Origin of the sequence: Micromonospora sp. BRA006-A (assembly GCF_033433935.1) — a bacterium.
GTDB lineage: Bacteria > Actinomycetota > Actinomycetes > Mycobacteriales > Micromonosporaceae > Micromonospora > Micromonospora aurantiaca.
In genome coordinates this window covers 4,529,912-4,542,597 of record NZ_JANCLW010000001.1, presented here as the reverse complement: position 1 = coordinate 4,542,597, position 12,686 = coordinate 4,529,912, and the positions used below count along the sequence as shown (strand labels likewise).

Annotated in this window: 16 protein-coding genes; 7 read left to right on the top strand and 9 right to left on the bottom strand. The window is 71.8% G+C overall.

Annotated elements, in window-relative coordinates; translation table 11 throughout:
* Positions 1-9 precede the first annotated feature (9 nt).
* Positions 10-858 carry a LysR family transcriptional regulator gene (locus NMK34_RS20485; RefSeq protein ID WP_318334798.1) on the bottom strand — a complete coding sequence of 283 codons (849 nt, stop codon included), beginning with the start codon at positions 856-858 and terminating at the stop codon, positions 10-12.
* Positions 859-953: 95 nt separating this feature from the next.
* Here NMK34_RS20485 and NMK34_RS20480 point away from each other — a divergent pair, with 95 nt between their 5' ends.
* Positions 954-1,685 (top strand): SDR family NAD(P)-dependent oxidoreductase, encoded by a 732-nt coding sequence (locus NMK34_RS20480; RefSeq protein ID WP_318334797.1) that lies wholly within the window; start codon positions 954-956, stop codon positions 1,683-1,685.
* 10 nt (positions 1,686-1,695) lie between these two features.
* On the opposite strand, the gene NMK34_RS20475 is transcribed toward NMK34_RS20480, so the two are convergent.
* Together NMK34_RS20475 and NMK34_RS20470 are read right to left on the bottom strand one after the other, a co-directional pair.
* Positions 1,696-2,475, bottom strand: a complete 780-nt coding sequence (locus NMK34_RS20475; protein WP_318334796.1) for a hypothetical protein — start codon at positions 2,473-2,475, stop codon at positions 1,696-1,698.
* Between the two features lie 111 nt (positions 2,476-2,586).
* Positions 2,587-3,063, bottom strand: coding sequence for a YfbM family protein (locus NMK34_RS20470; RefSeq protein ID WP_145823694.1), 477 nt, complete (start codon positions 3,061-3,063; stop codon positions 2,587-2,589).
* Between the two features lie 81 nt (positions 3,064-3,144).
* On the opposite strand from NMK34_RS20470, the gene NMK34_RS20465 reads away from it, so the two are divergent.
* Positions 3,145-3,549 (top strand): SRPBCC family protein, encoded by a 405-nt coding sequence (locus NMK34_RS20465; RefSeq protein WP_013475915.1) that lies wholly within the window; start codon positions 3,145-3,147, stop codon positions 3,547-3,549.
* Between the two features lie 13 nt (positions 3,550-3,562).
* Here the strand turns inward: NMK34_RS20465 and NMK34_RS20460 are convergent, their stop codons facing one another.
* Positions 3,563-4,264, bottom strand: coding sequence for a TetR/AcrR family transcriptional regulator (locus NMK34_RS20460; RefSeq protein ID WP_184975621.1), 702 nt, complete (start codon positions 4,262-4,264; stop codon positions 3,563-3,565).
* Positions 4,265-4,360: 96 nt separating this feature from the next.
* Between NMK34_RS20460 and NMK34_RS20455 the strand changes: the two genes are divergently transcribed.
* Positions 4,361-4,591, top strand: a complete 231-nt coding sequence (locus NMK34_RS20455) for a hypothetical protein (RefSeq protein WP_013475917.1) — start codon at positions 4,361-4,363, stop codon at positions 4,589-4,591.
* Positions 4,592-4,761: 170 nt separating this feature from the next.
* On the opposite strand, the gene NMK34_RS20450 is transcribed toward NMK34_RS20455, so the two are convergent.
* Together NMK34_RS20450 and NMK34_RS20445 are read right to left on the bottom strand one after the other, a co-directional pair.
* The gene (locus NMK34_RS20450; protein WP_013287408.1) at positions 4,762-4,968 is read right to left on the bottom strand and encodes a hypothetical protein; all 207 of its coding nucleotides are present in this window, start codon (positions 4,966-4,968) and stop codon (positions 4,762-4,764) included.
* 82 nt (positions 4,969-5,050) lie between these two features.
* Positions 5,051-6,010: a trypsin-like serine peptidase gene (locus NMK34_RS20445; protein WP_091331200.1), complete on the bottom strand. Its 960-nt coding sequence runs from the start codon at positions 6,008-6,010 to the stop codon at positions 5,051-5,053.
* A 279-nt stretch (positions 6,011-6,289) separates the two neighbouring features.
* On the opposite strand from NMK34_RS20445, the gene NMK34_RS20440 reads away from it, so the two are divergent.
* Entirely contained in the window at positions 6,290-6,805 is a 516-nt protein-coding gene (locus NMK34_RS20440; protein ID WP_091331201.1) for a GNAT family N-acetyltransferase, read from the top strand.
* 6 nt (positions 6,806-6,811) lie between these two features.
* On the opposite strand, the gene NMK34_RS20435 is transcribed toward NMK34_RS20440, so the two are convergent.
* Together NMK34_RS20435 and NMK34_RS20430 are read right to left on the bottom strand one after the other, a co-directional pair.
* A complete protein-coding gene (locus NMK34_RS20435) occupies positions 6,812-6,997 on the bottom strand; it encodes a DUF397 domain-containing protein (RefSeq protein WP_013287405.1) in 186 nt (61 codons plus the stop codon).
* A complete protein-coding gene (locus tag NMK34_RS20430) occupies positions 6,988-7,755 on the bottom strand; it encodes a DUF5753 domain-containing protein (RefSeq protein ID WP_047893331.1) in 768 nt (255 codons plus the stop codon). The genes NMK34_RS20435 and NMK34_RS20430 overlap by 10 nt, the downstream gene beginning before the upstream one ends.
* Before the next feature lie 88 nt (positions 7,756-7,843).
* Here NMK34_RS20430 and NMK34_RS20425 point away from each other — a divergent pair, with 88 nt between their 5' ends.
* On the top strand, positions 7,844-8,158 hold the full coding sequence (locus NMK34_RS20425) for a hypothetical protein (RefSeq protein WP_013287403.1): 315 nt from the start codon (positions 7,844-7,846) through the stop codon (positions 8,156-8,158).
* Between the two features lie 66 nt (positions 8,159-8,224).
* Here NMK34_RS20425 and NMK34_RS20420 read toward each other — a convergent pair whose 3' ends face one another.
* Complete coding sequence (locus NMK34_RS20420) at positions 8,225-11,110, bottom strand: aconitate hydratase (RefSeq protein WP_318334795.1); 2,886 nt, start codon at positions 11,108-11,110, stop codon at positions 8,225-8,227.
* Between the two features lie 155 nt (positions 11,111-11,265).
* Between NMK34_RS20420 and NMK34_RS20415 the strand changes: the two genes are divergently transcribed.
* Both NMK34_RS20415 and NMK34_RS20410 read left to right on the top strand, forming a co-directional pair.
* Complete coding sequence (locus NMK34_RS20415) at positions 11,266-11,622, top strand: VOC family protein (protein ID WP_318334794.1); 357 nt, start codon at positions 11,266-11,268, stop codon at positions 11,620-11,622.
* A gap of 23 nt (positions 11,623-11,645) precedes the next feature.
* Positions 11,646-12,299: a DedA family protein gene (locus tag NMK34_RS20410; RefSeq protein ID WP_318334793.1), complete on the top strand. Its 654-nt coding sequence runs from the start codon at positions 11,646-11,648 to the stop codon at positions 12,297-12,299.
* Positions 12,300-12,686: the final 387 nt, after the last annotated feature.

The following is a 12,686-nucleotide window of genomic DNA, read 5'->3' as shown; positions in this document are numbered from 1 at the left end:
CGGCCGGCGTCACAGGCGGGTGGCGGTCCGGATCAGGGCGGCGAGGGGCCGGGACCGGCTGTGCGGCGGCCACGCGATCACGGTGGTCACCGCCGGGGCGTCCGGCACCGGCACGACGGCCAGGTCGGCGAGCAGCAGCGACCGGACCGACTCCGGCAGCACCACCACGGTACGGCCGAGCGCGATGAGCTGTAACAACTGGGCGTGGTCCCGGACCTCGGGGCCCGGACCGTCCGGGTACGACCCGTCGGCCCGGGGCCAGCGCGGCATCGGCAGGCCGGACAGCGTCTCCACCTCGGCCATCCGCAGGTGCGGCCGCCGGGCCAGCGGATGCCCGGCCGGCAGGACCGCCACCTGCTGCTCGGTGACCAGCTCCTCGGTGTCCAGCCCGGTGGTCGAGTCGAACGGCAGGTGCAGCAGCGCCACGTCGGCCCGCCCGTCGCGCAGCAGCCGCTCCTGCTCGCCGATGCCGGACAGCAGCACCTCCACCCGGACCGCGTCCGGCTCGGCGGCGTACGCGTCGAGCAGTTTCGGCAGCAGCTCGCTCGACGCACCCGCCTTCGTCGCCAGCACGAGCCCGGCGCCGCCGTTCGCGACCTCACCGGCACGGCGGGTACGGCGCTCCGCGGCGTGGACCGCGTCCAGGGCGGCCCGGCCCTCGCGGCGCAGCACCGACCCGGCCGCGGTGAGCGCGACGCGGCGGCTGTCCCGTTCCAGCAGCGTCACGCCGAGGCGCCGTTCGAGCTGGCGGATCGCCCGCGACAGCGGCGGCTGGGCGATGCCGAGGCGGCGCGCGGCGCGGCCGAAGTGCAGTTCCTCGGCGACCGCGACGAAGTAGCGAAGCTCCCGCGTCTCCATCCCGCCACCGTACCGCCGGATCGATACCCGTCGGGTATCGGCCGCTACCGAGGTGGTGTTGGAGGCCCGCCCGCCGCGCGGACAGGATCGAGCCCATGAGCGAACGGACGATCGCGCTGGTGACCGGCGCGAACAAGGGAATCGGGTACGAGATCGCGGCCGGCCTGGGCGCGCTCGGCTGGCGGGTGGGCGTCGGTGCCCGGGACGGGCAGCGGCTCGCCGAGGCGGTGGCGAAGCTGCGCGCGGGCGGCGTGGACGCGTTCGGCGTACCGCTGGACGTGACCGACGACGCGAGCGTGACCGCCGCCGCCCGGCTGCTGGAGACGGAGGCCGGCGGCCTGGACGTGCTCGTCAACAACGCCGGCGTCACAGGTGGCGTGCCCCAGCACCCGGGTGACGTGGACGTCGCGACCATCCGTGCCGCCGTCGAGGTGAACGTGATCGGGGTGGTCCGGGTGACCGAGGCGATGCTGCCGCTGCTGCGCCGCTCGGCCTCACCGCGGATCGTCAACATGTCCAGCGGCGTCGGCTCGCTGACCCGGCAGAGCGCCTCCACCGGCGAGGACCAGACCGGCCCGCTGTCGGTGGCGTACGCGCCGTCGAAGAGCATGCTCAACGCGGTGACCATCCAGTACGCGCGGGCGCTCGCCGGCACGGGCATCCTGGTGAACGCCGGCTGCCCGGGCTTCACCGCGACCGACCTGAACGGCTTCCGGGGCGTGCGGACGCCGCAGCAGGGCGCGGCGATAGCGATCCGGCTGGCGACGCTGCCCGACGACGGGCCGACCGGCGGCTACGTCGAGGACGCGGGCACGATCCCGTGGTGAGCGCCGCCCGTCAGCACCACATGACCGGATTGCCGGTCGCCACCGACGCCGTACACAGCCGGCGCAGCGGCTCCACGATGTAGGCGAAGTCGCCGCCCGACCGGCTCCGGGTCCGCACCGCGAGCCGTTCGGGCGGCGGCTCACCGTGCTCGCCCACCGGCCGCATCGCCACCACCGTCCGCGTCCCGCCGGCGGTGAACTCCACCCGGTCGCCGGGCAGCGGCCGCTGCCCGAACCGGACGGCCCGGAACAGCGTCACCGGCGGGTCGGCCCGGTCGAGGACGAAGAAGCCGTCCGGGTCGACGCCCGCCTGGAAGCCCGGGCCGAACATGAACAACCCGCGGTAGGCCTCGACGTACTGCATCACGACCGCGCCGGTCGCCTCGTCGATCAGCTCCACCTCGTCGGTGATCCGGTCGATGCCTGCGAACGCGTCCAACTCGGCGAGCACGACCGCTGCCCGGTCGGCGGGCAGCGAGCCGCCGTTGGCGTCCGGCAGCGCGGCGACGAGCATCGGGAAACGGTGCTCGCCGGCCGCGCGCAACGCCTGCTGGAACAGGCGTACGCCGGCCCAGTTGGACACGCGCTCGCTGACCAGCTCCATGTGCCGGTGCGGGCAGGCGTCCCCGGTCATCCAGGCGTAGAAGGCGTTGTCGGCGGCCCCGTCGTACTCGCCGGCCTGCACCAGCGCGAGCCAGCCGTCCTCGTCGTAGCCGACCGGCCCGACCGGGCACGGCGTGGCGAGGCCGTCCTGCCAGCACCGGCAGTACACGAACGCGTCGAGTCCCACGCCGGCACGCTACCGGCGCCCGCCCCGGCGCCGCGCGCCGGTTTCGGCGGCTCAGGTGCCCGCGCACCGGCTCGCGACCGCTCGGGTGCCCGCGCGCCGATTCGCGGCGGCTCAGGTGACGGCGAGCAGCACGGCGTCGCCGCTCGCCGCCGCGTCGCGGTAGAAGTCGCGCAGCGCGGTGAAGTACGGCAGCAGGTAGCCGTCGAACTCGTCGTCGCCGTCGTCCCAGATGTGCGGGTAGATCTCGGCCTCCGACATGGCCTCCGGGTCGAAGCGGGCCCGCAGCGTCGCGTCGTCCACCGCGTCGAGCCCGGCGGCCACGGTGCGGACCGCGTCCGGCATGAGCAGCCGGGCCGGGCCCATGCCGAGATCCGGCCCGATCGGGTCGCCGCCGACGATCGCCGGCCCGGCGTCGCCCCGGATCTCGTACGTGGTGCCGGTCAGCAGGTAGTGCAGCCCGTGCCACGCCTTGTCGAGGTCGAGTTCGTCCGGACCGCCCTGGAACAGCGTGCCGACCGTGTCCGGATCGGCCAGCACCGTCGCCAGTTCCGCGCCGGACAGCCGGCGTGCGGTGAACACCATGCCCATGTGGTCGTCTCCCCGGGGGGTGTCTGTGGAAATCGGCGGCAGCGTAACGCAGGCGTCCGACAGCCGTGTGATCATCGGCGTATGGCCACTGACACCCGGCACCTCAGCGTCCACATCGATCGTCCGGTGGCGGAGGTCTACGCCTTCGCCGCCGACCCGGCGAACCTGACCCGCTGGGCGCCGGGCCTCGGCGGTTCGGTCGTGTCCGTCGACGGCCACTGGTTCGTGGACACACCCGAAGGGCGGGCGCGGCTCACGTTCGCCCCTGCCAACGAGTACGGCGTGCTCGACCACGAGGTGCGGACGCCGTCGGGCGAGACGGTGTACGTGCCGTTGCGCGCCATCGCCGACGGCGACGCCACCGAGGTGGTGTTCAGCCTGCGGCGGATGCCCGGCATGAGCGACGCGGACTTCGACCGGGACACCGCGCTCGTGGAGGCGGACCTGGCCCGGCTCAAGGCCGTACTGGAGAGCGCCACCGGCTGACCGGCGCCCGTGGTCATTCCGGCGTGCCTGTCCGTGCCGCCGTCCGGAGGATGCCGTCGAGGCCCTCGTCGAACAGCAGGTCGTCGTCCCATCGGGTGTCGTCGAGATGGCCGGAGGCGTCGAGGGTCGGATAGGCGTCGGCGTTCGCGGCGATGTGGTCGCGGGCTGCGGCTCTCGCGTCCGGGTCCGCGCTCCGGTGCCACGTGGCTTCCGTGAGCGAGGCGCCGATGACGTAGTTGGCGAGCAGTCGCGTGGCCACCGCGAGCCGAAGTCCGTGACAGCCACCCCGCACGAGCGCCGACTGCAGGAACTCGGTACGGGCCAGGACGTTGGGCCCGAGCATCGGACGTCCGACCAGCTCCGGTGCCCAGGGATGGCGCAGCATGACGCCGCGCCAGGCCCGGACCAGGACGCGGATGTCCTCCATCCAGTCGTCGCCGGCATCCGGAACCGGCACGTCGCCGAAGACACGGTCGACGGCCAGGTCGAGGACGTCGTCCTTCGTCTTCACGTGCCAGTACAGGGCGGTGGCGGTCACGTCGAGCCGCTGGGCGAGCAGGCGCATCGTCAGGCCCTCGACGCCGTGCTCGTCCAGCACCGTCACCGCGAGTTCCACGATGCGTTCGAGGGTCAGTGGCGGCTTGCGCCGCGCCCGCGGCGGCCCTGCCCGCAGCCACACCGGTGTCGTCGGCGCACCGGGATCTGTCGCGGTCATGGAGCCACTCTAGTTCGCTGGACAGGCAGCTTAACAACGGTAAGCTCATTGAACAGACGAAAGTCCGGCCTCGACAGTGGGCAAGGAGGGCACGCCATGCCTCTGCTGCGAGTCCACCTCGACAGCGACCCGGCCACGGCCCGCCGAGTCCTGCACCTGCATCGCGAGGGCGGCGTCCATCACGAGTCGCGGGAAGCGGCCCGGGAACAGGTGTGGCGCCAGGGCCGCACCCCGGCCGGTGACCCGGTCTTCGTCGGCATCACCAACGGGCGCCGCAACGTGCAACTGCTCTACGACGTCGAGGTCTACTCCGACACCGGTCCGTGAACGGCTCGCCGGCACGCATGTTCGCTGAAATGGGAATTGCGGCCGGGCTCGGCCGGAGATCGTGAGCGGGAGGGAATTCGGCGCACCGGTGCGCCGGCGTTCGAATCCGGCTCACGCAATCCGGCTCACGCAGTCCGGCTCACGCAGTCCGGCGAATGCAACTCGGTGATTCAGTCGCCGATGGCGTCCCGCATTCGTTCCCTCGTCCAGTATTCGGACGGGTCGGTGGCGCCGGGGCTCGGATTGTGCGTCGCGACCACCGGGCCGGGCGGCGCCGGTCGCCCCGCGTCGCCCTCGCGCGCCGCGAGGACCACGACGGCCGCGGCGACGGCGAGTGCCGCGACGGCGGCCGCGCCGAGCAGCACACGATGTGACATGTCGCCTCCTCCGGGCCGGGTGCCGGTCCGCCTGGTGCCGGCCCGCCTGGTGCGCCGGGTGGCACACCAGGCGGACCGTCGTTCACCAGGTGTCGTTCGCGTACGTGTTGTAGAGCGTCCCCACCACCGCGGCGGAGAAGTACGGCGAGCCGTTCGTGTTCGAGCCGCTCGAGTAGCTCATCACCCCGTGCACGTCACCACGCCTGGTGGTGTTGTCGTAGCTGTAGTACCACGGGCCGCCGCTCGAACCGCCCCCGAAGCCGCAGTTCATCTCGATCCGGTTGCTGCCCGCGTCCCTCGACGTGCCCGAGCAGACCCACTGGATCTCGCCGCTGTCCTTGTTGCTCGGGTAGCCGAAGATGTCGTAGTGGTATGCCCGGCCACCGCCGGTGAGCAGCCCGTTGGCGCCGACCGCGTCCACGATCGACCGGCTGCCGTAGACGAGCGCGACGGCCACGTCGTACTGCCGCTCACGGGTGCTGATCCAGCCGCTGGGCACCGCGAGCGTGGACCAGTCCCAGGTGCCGTACGGCTGCGCGCCGTTGCGGTACGACGGCACGAACATCCAGTTCGCGGTGTGCCAGTCCCGGCCCGGCCCGTCGTGTACGCAGTGCGCGGCGGTGAAGACCATGTTGCGCGCCGGGCTGTTCACCACGCTCGCCGAGCAGTAGTGGCCGAGACCGTCGGTGGAACTGGTGTAGAAGATCTTCCCCACCGTGATCGACTCGTTCAGTTGGGTGCCGAAGCCGCTGCCGTCCTTCGGTGCCACCGCCTCCGCGAAGCGCCGCACCCGCTCCGCGGTGGGGCTCTGGGTGACCGGGCCGGCGGCCTTCTCCACCTCGTCGGCGGGAGTGGCCGCCGCCATGCGCTCGGCCGTCCAGTAGGCCCTGGCCTGCGAGGACGACCCCGCCTTGCGCTCGATCGACGTGACAGCAGCCGGAGCGGCCGTGCCTGCGCCGGTGCCGGCCAGTGCCGGAGTGCCGGCGAGGATCGCCGGCAAGATCAGGGCCGGCAGGGCCAGAAGTCTGATCGTCGTCTTCATGAAATCCTTCCCAGTGTTCGATTCCCGGATCGAAACTGGAGCGCCCCCGTTGTGCATCGCGATATCGGCAACGTATCGACGGGCTTCGGAGCGTGTCAACGAATCATGGACGTCGATTGTTTGCGGTGTCGGATGTGCGATCGGGGGGCGAGGGGCATCACCGAATTGCAATTTCGCGATGAGTGGGATGCCGGCTTCAGCGGTCGTTCGTTGCCGCCGGTCCGTGAGCGGCGCTCGGCCTCGGTAGCCTCGAAGCCGTGACGAAGGGGCCGGGCCACGATGACTGCTGATCCGCCGCCCGCCACCGGACGACTGACCTTCGCCGAGATGACCGTCGACGACCTCGACGACATGGCCGCCCTTCTCGGCGACCCGATTGTGATGCGCTACTACCGGCGACCGAAGATCCGGGCGGAGGCACTGGACTGGATCCGCTGGAACGAGGGCCTCTACCGCGGCCACGGCTTCGGACTGTGGGTGCTCAGGTCACGGGCGACAGGCGAGTTCGTCGGCGACTGCGGTCTCACTCCGCAGCCGGTGGACGGGGTGATGGAGGTCGAAGTCGGTTACCACCTGCGGACCGGGATGCAGGGTCGCGGATTCGCCACGGAGGCGGCGGCCGCGTGTCGCGACCACGCGCGCGACCGGCTGGGCGTCGACCGTCTCGTCGCGATCATCCACCCGGACAACACGCCCTCACATCGGGTCGCGGAGCGGATCGGGCTGAGCTTCGAGCGTGCGACGACGTCCGAATCGGGGAATCCGGTGCACGTGTACGCCGCGCGCCTGGCCTGACCGGGCTCAGCGGCGGGTCGACGTCACGAACCGGGTCCACGCGGCCGGGGTGAAGGTGAGCACCGGCCCGGCCGGGTCCTTCGAGTCGCGGACGCCGACCACACCGGGCAGGTTGCCGGCGACCTCGACGCAGTTGCCGCCGTTGCCGCCGCTGCGGGTGCTCTTGCGCCACCGGGCGCCGCTCAGGTCCATGCCGCCGCCACTTCCCTCAGCAGTTCCAGGGTCCGCGCGCGGGGCAGCGCCTCGCCCCGGATGCGTTCCCACCGACGCTCCAGGGTAGCAATCTCCGAGGGCTGCTCGATGATCTGCGCGCGGGCCTGGCTGTCCACATGCGCCACCCGGTTGCCGTCGCGCAGCTCCGCGATGACGAACGGCCCGTCCAGCCCGGGATAGGTCGGCGTGTCGGCCGGCACCACGTGGAGCTGCACGTTCGGCAGCTCGGCGCAGGCGAGCAGGTGGGTCACCTGCGCGGCCATCAGCGCCCGGTCGCCGGCGGCGGCGCGGCGCAGCACCTGCTCGTCGAGCACCACGACGTACAGCGGTCCGCGCGGCCGGGTGAGGATGCCCTGCCGGTCCAGCCGGGCGGTGACCAGGTCGGTGACTTCGTCGGCGGTCAGCGGCTGGCCGATGAACGTGGCCCGGGCGTACGCCTCGGTCTGCAACAGACCCGGCACCCACGCCAGCTCGAACGTGCGTAGCGCGACCGCCTCGCGTTCGATGTCCACCCACGGGCGGAACCAGACGGGCTCGCGGCGGCGGACCGCGTCGGGCCAGAGCGCCTCGATCGGCTGGCCCAGCAGGTTCGCCACAGTAGCGCGGTGCCGGCTCTGCGGGATGTGCCCGGGGTTCGCCCACCGGGCCACCGTCTTCGGGTGCAGGCCGAGCCGCTCCGCCAGGCTCTCGGCGGTGTGGCCGGCGCCGGCCAGCGCGGTGACGAAGGCATGGTTCATGCCCATTCCTCCCCGGAGCAAAAGAACCGTCCGAAGGAGATTACACAACGCTGTGTGATTGTTCGGGCACCCTCGGCACGGTGGAGGCATGACCGAACCGACACCCACATCGGCGTACCCCCGGGTGGTGCTGCCGCTGACCGGCCACCGCGCGTGCGGTCCGGCCTGGCGCTGCGACCGCTGCGGCGAGCCCTGGCCGTGCCCGACCCTGCGGGCCGCGCCCACCGACGCGGCCCGCCGCGCCACGATGATCCCGGAGTTCTCCCGGCTCACCCGGCAGGCCATCCGCGACCTGCGCGGCCGCCCCGACGGCCCGGACCCGATCGCGATCGTGCGGCGCTTCCTGTGGTTCCTGCCGCTCACCGACTCCGAGGCACGCGCCGTCGCGCTCCGCCTCCGCTGAGATGTAAGGAAGGGCCCCTTCTTAACAGACGTCTGTTAAGAAGGGGCCCTTCCTTACATGAAGAACTCAGCTGGCGATCATGCGGCGCAGCACGTACTGCAGGATGCCGCCGTGCCGGTAGTAGTCCGCCTCACCCGGGGTGTCGATGCGGACCACGGCGTCGAACTCCACACCGGTGTCGGTGGTGACCTTCACCGTGCGCGGGGTCTCGCCGTCGTTCAGCGCGGTGACGCCGCTGATCGAGAACGTCTCCGTGCCGGTCAGGCCCAGCGACTCGGCGGTCTCGCCGCCCGGGAACTGCAGCGGCAGCACGCCCATGCCGATCAGGTTCGAGCGGTGGATCCGCTCGTACGACTCGGCGATGACCGCCTTCACGCCCAGCAGCATGGTGCCCTTGGCCGCCCAGTCACGCGACGAGCCCGAGCCGTACTCCTTGCCGGCCAGGATGACCAGCGGGACACCCGCCTCCTGGTACGCCATCGAGGCGTCGTAGATCGAGGTCTGCTCGCCGGTCAGGTGGTTGACCGTGAAACCGCCTTCAGGGAGCGCAGCTCCCGCATCGGAACCGGCGCCCGGGAGCCGCAACTGATTCCGCAGCCGGATGTTGGCGAACGTGCCCCGGATCATCACCTCGTGGTTGCCCCGGCGGGAGCCGTACGAGTTGAACTCGTGGCGGGCCACGCCGTGCTCGGCCAGGTACTTGCCGGCGGGGGAGTCCGCCTTGATCGAACCGGCCGGGGAGATGTGGTCGGTGGTCACCGAGTCGCCCAGCTTCGCCAGCACCCGCGCGTCGGCGATGTCCTGGACCGGGGCCGGCTCCTGCTGCATGCCCTCGAAGTACGGGGGCTTGCGCACGTAGGTCGACTCGCCGTCCCAGGAGAACGTGTCGCCGGTCGGGGTCGGCAGCGACTGCCAGCGCTCGTCACCGGCGAACACGTCGGCGTACGCGGCGCTGAAGCCGGTCGCGCCGATCGCCGAGGCGATGACGTCCTGGATCTCGGCGCTGTTCGGCCAGATCTCCCGCAGGAACACCGGGTTGCCCTGGGCGTCCTCGCCGATCGGCTCGTTCGCCAGGTCGATGTCCATGGTGCCGGCGAGCGCGTACGCGACCACCAGCGGCGGGGACGCCAGGTAGTTCATCTTGACGTCCGGGTTGATCCGGCCCTCGAAGTTGCGGTTGCCGGACAGCACCGACACGACCGCCAGGTCACCGTCGTTGACGGCGGCGGAGACCTCCTCCGGCAGCGGGCCGGAGTTGCCGATGCAGGTGGTGCAGCCGTAGCCGACCAGGTTGAAGCCGAGCTTCTCCAGGTACGGCGTGAGGCCGGCACGGTCGTAGTAGTCCATGACGACCTTCGAGCCCGGCGCCAGGGTGGTCTTCACCCACGGCTTGCGGGCCAGGCCCTTCTCCACCGCGTTGCGGGCCAGCAGCGCGGCGCCGATCATCACCTGCGGGTTCGAGGTGTTGGTGCAGGAGGTGATCGCGGCGATCACCACGGCGCCGTGGTCCAGCTCGTACTCGACGCCGTCGGCGCTGGTCACGCGTACCGGATTGCTCGCCCGGCCGCCCGCGCCCACCGCGGCGGTCTCCAGGTCGCGCGGCGCGTCCGCCGGGTCGTTGACGCCGTTGGCGGGGGAGTCGCTGGCCGGGAACGACTCGGCCGACGCCTCGTCGGCCGGGCCGTCGGCGCCGAACGGCTTCTCCTGCTGCGGCACGCCCGGCTTGCGGCCCGGGTCGCCGCCGGTCTCGTCGGCTGCCACGTAGTCGCTGAGCGCGGCGCGGAACAGCGTCTTGGCGCTGCCCAGCGGCACCCGGTCCTGCGGGCGCTTCGGACCGGCCAGCGACGGCTCGATGGTGCCCAGGTCCAGCTCCAGGCGCTCGGAGTACTCCGGCTCGCGCTCCGGGTCGTGCCAGAGGCCCTGCTCCTTGGCGTACGCCTCGACCAGCGCCACCTGGGACGCGTCGCGGCCGGTCAGCTCCAGGTAGCGGACGGTCTCGGCGTCGATCGGGAAGATCGCCACGGTCGAGCCGTACTCCGGCGACATGTTGCCGATGGTGGCGCGGTTGGCCAGCGGCACGGCGCTCACGCCGGGGCCGTAGAACTCGACGAACTTGCCGACCACGCCGTGCTTGCGCAGCATCTCGGTGATGGTCAGCACCAGGTCGGTGGCGGTGGTGCCGGCCGGCATCTCACCGGAGAGCTTGAAGCCGACCACGCGGGGGATCAGCATGCTGACCGGCTGGCCGAGCATCGCGGCCTCGGCCTCGATGCCGCCGACGCCCCAGCCCAGCACGCCCAGGCCGTTGACCATGGTGGTGTGCGAGTCGGTGCCGACGACCGTGTCCGGGTACGCCTGGCCGTTGCGCTCCATGATCGTGCGAGCCAGGTACTCGATGTTGACCTGGTGCACGATGCCGGTGCCCGGCGGGACGACCTTGAACTCGTTGAACGCCGTCTGGCCCCAGCGCAGGAACTGGTAGCGCTCCTTGTTGCGCTCGTACTCCAGCTCGACGTTGCGCTCGAAGGCGTCCTCGCGGCCGAACAGGTCGGCGATGACCGAGTGGTCGATGACCAGCTCGGCCGGAGCGAGGGGGTTGACCTTGGTGGCGTCGCCGCCCAGGTCACGGACCGCCTCGCGCATGGTGGCCAGGTCGACCACGCAGGGCACGCCGGTGAAGTCCTGCATCAGCACCCGGGCCGGGGTGAACTGAATCTCCACGCTCGGGTCGGCGGTGGCGTCCCACGCGCCGAGCTGCTGGATGTGGTCGGCGGTGATGTTCGCGCCGTCCTCGGTCCGCAGCAGGTTCTCCAGCAGGATCTTCAAGCTGTAGGGCAGCCGCTCGTGGCCCTCCACCTTGTCGATCCTGAAAATCTCGTAGCTCGCGTCTCCGACGCGTAGCTGGGTCTTCGCACCGAAGGTGTCGAGGCTCGCCACGTCGTACTCCTTCACACCAGCGACCGTGAGTAGTCCTGAGCAGTTTGTCGCACCGACCGGTACGCCGCCGTGCTTAGGCGACACTTACCTGCGTCGGTCTCTACAAAACCGTACGTCCGTCTTGCTATTCATGCAACCTCGTGCCATGCTGCGGGACGAGGAGGTGCCCCATGATCCATCACGTCCTGCTCGCCTGCCCGCGCGGCTCCGAGGACGCGTCCCGCTCCTTCTACGCCGGTCTGCTCGGCCTCACCGAGAAGCCCAAACCCCCGGCCCTCGCCGCCCGCGGTGGCTGCTGGTTCACCGGGTACGACGCCGAACTGCACCTGGGCGTCGAGGACGACTTCCGCCCGGCCCGCAAGGCGCACCCCGCGCTGCTGCGCACCGACCTGGACGAGCTGGCCGCGCGCCTGGACGCCGCCGGGTACACGGTGACCTGGGGCGACGACGAGATTCCCGGCATGCGACGGTTCCACACGTACGACCCGCACGGCAACCGGCTGGAGTTCCTGGCCCCCGCGGTGTGACCGGGCGCGGGTAGGGTCGGCTGGTGGTCGACGTACAGCACTGGCTCGCCGCGCTCCCGCCGGGCCTCATCTGCCTGCTCGTGGGCGTGGTGATCGGCGTGGAGAGCATGGGCATCCCGCTGCCCGGCGAGATCGTGCTGGTCAGCGCCGCCCTGCTTGCCGCCACCGGCGTCGTCGGGCCCGAGTGGGTGGCCGCCGCCGCGGCCACCGGCGCCATCCTCGGCGACTCCATCGGGTACGCCGTGGGCCGACGCGGCGGACGTCCGTTGCTGGAACGGCTCGGCCGGCGCTTCCCGAAACACCTCGGCCCGGCACACCTGGCCCGCGCCGAGCTGAGCTTCGCCCGGCACGGCGTCTGGGCCGTGTTCTTCGGACGGTTCGTGGCGCTGCTGCGCATCCTCGCCGGCCCGCTCGCCGGGGCGCTGCGCGTGCCGTACCGCCGGTTCCTGGTCGCGAACGCCGCCGGCGGGCTGGTGTGGGCGTTCGGCACCACCTACCTGTTGTTCTACGTGGGGCAGGCCGCCGAGCACTGGCTCAAGGACATCTCCTGGGCCGGGCTGGTGCTGGCGGTGCTGGCCGGCGTGGTGAGCACTGCGTGGCTGCGCCGCCGAGCCAAGCGCCTGCACGTGTCCGAGCCTTCCGACCAGCCCACCCCGGTCCCCGCCGCCGACCGCTGACCCCCGCCCTCAGCGGGGCGCGCTCCACTCACCCTCCCGCCCGGCCGTCCCCCTCGCGCCGTCCGCCCTCGCCCGGCCCTCGCCTCACCCTTGTGCCGCCCGTCCTTGCCCGCTGATCAAGGAGTTCGTGCCCTGCAGCGGCCCTCGCAGTGACACAAACTCCTTGATCAGCGCTGCGGGTGGGCGGGTCGGCGAGCAGGGTGGGGCACGGCGGACCGGGTGGGCGCGATGCCCGGCCGGACCCGACCCGGCCACTCCGCAGCGTCGATCATGAAGTTGGCGGCGACAAATCAGACAGGAAACGCCGTCAACTTCATGATCGACGGGGCGGGCGGGGTGCCGGTGGGGCGGGCGGGGTGCCGACGGGGCGGGCGGGTGCCGGTGGGG

Coding starts and splice junctions, on each gene's coding strand:
- NMK34_RS20425 (WP_013287403.1), top strand. CDS start 7,844: ATGACCGAACCGACACCCACATCGGCGTACCCCCGGGTGGTGCTGCCG.
- NMK34_RS20450 (WP_013287408.1), bottom strand. CDS start 4,968: ATGTCACATCGTGTGCTGCTCGGCGCGGCCGCCGTCGCGGCACTCGCC.
- NMK34_RS20415 (WP_318334794.1), top strand. CDS start 11,266: ATGATCCATCACGTCCTGCTCGCCTGCCCGCGCGGCTCCGAGGACGCG.
- NMK34_RS20470 (WP_145823694.1), bottom strand. CDS start 3,063: ATGGGCATGGTGTTCACCGCACGCCGGCTGTCCGGCGCGGAACTGGCG.
- NMK34_RS20485 (WP_318334798.1), bottom strand. CDS start 858: ATGGAGACGCGGGAGCTTCGCTACTTCGTCGCGGTCGCCGAGGAACTG.
- NMK34_RS20430 (WP_047893331.1), bottom strand. CDS start 7,755: ATGAACCATGCCTTCGTCACCGCGCTGGCCGGCGCCGGCCACACCGCC.
- NMK34_RS20460 (WP_184975621.1), bottom strand. CDS start 4,264: ATGACCGCGACAGATCCCGGTGCGCCGACGACACCGGTGTGGCTGCGG.
- NMK34_RS20465 (WP_013475915.1), top strand. CDS start 3,145: ATGGCCACTGACACCCGGCACCTCAGCGTCCACATCGATCGTCCGGTG.
- NMK34_RS20480 (WP_318334797.1), top strand. CDS start 954: ATGAGCGAACGGACGATCGCGCTGGTGACCGGCGCGAACAAGGGAATC.
- NMK34_RS20435 (WP_013287405.1), bottom strand. CDS start 6,997: ATGGACCTGAGCGGCGCCCGGTGGCGCAAGAGCACCCGCAGCGGCGGC.
- NMK34_RS20440 (WP_091331201.1), top strand. CDS start 6,290: ATGACTGCTGATCCGCCGCCCGCCACCGGACGACTGACCTTCGCCGAG.
- NMK34_RS20445 (WP_091331200.1), bottom strand. CDS start 6,010: ATGAAGACGACGATCAGACTTCTGGCCCTGCCGGCCCTGATCTTGCCG.
- NMK34_RS20455 (WP_013475917.1), top strand. CDS start 4,361: ATGCCTCTGCTGCGAGTCCACCTCGACAGCGACCCGGCCACGGCCCGC.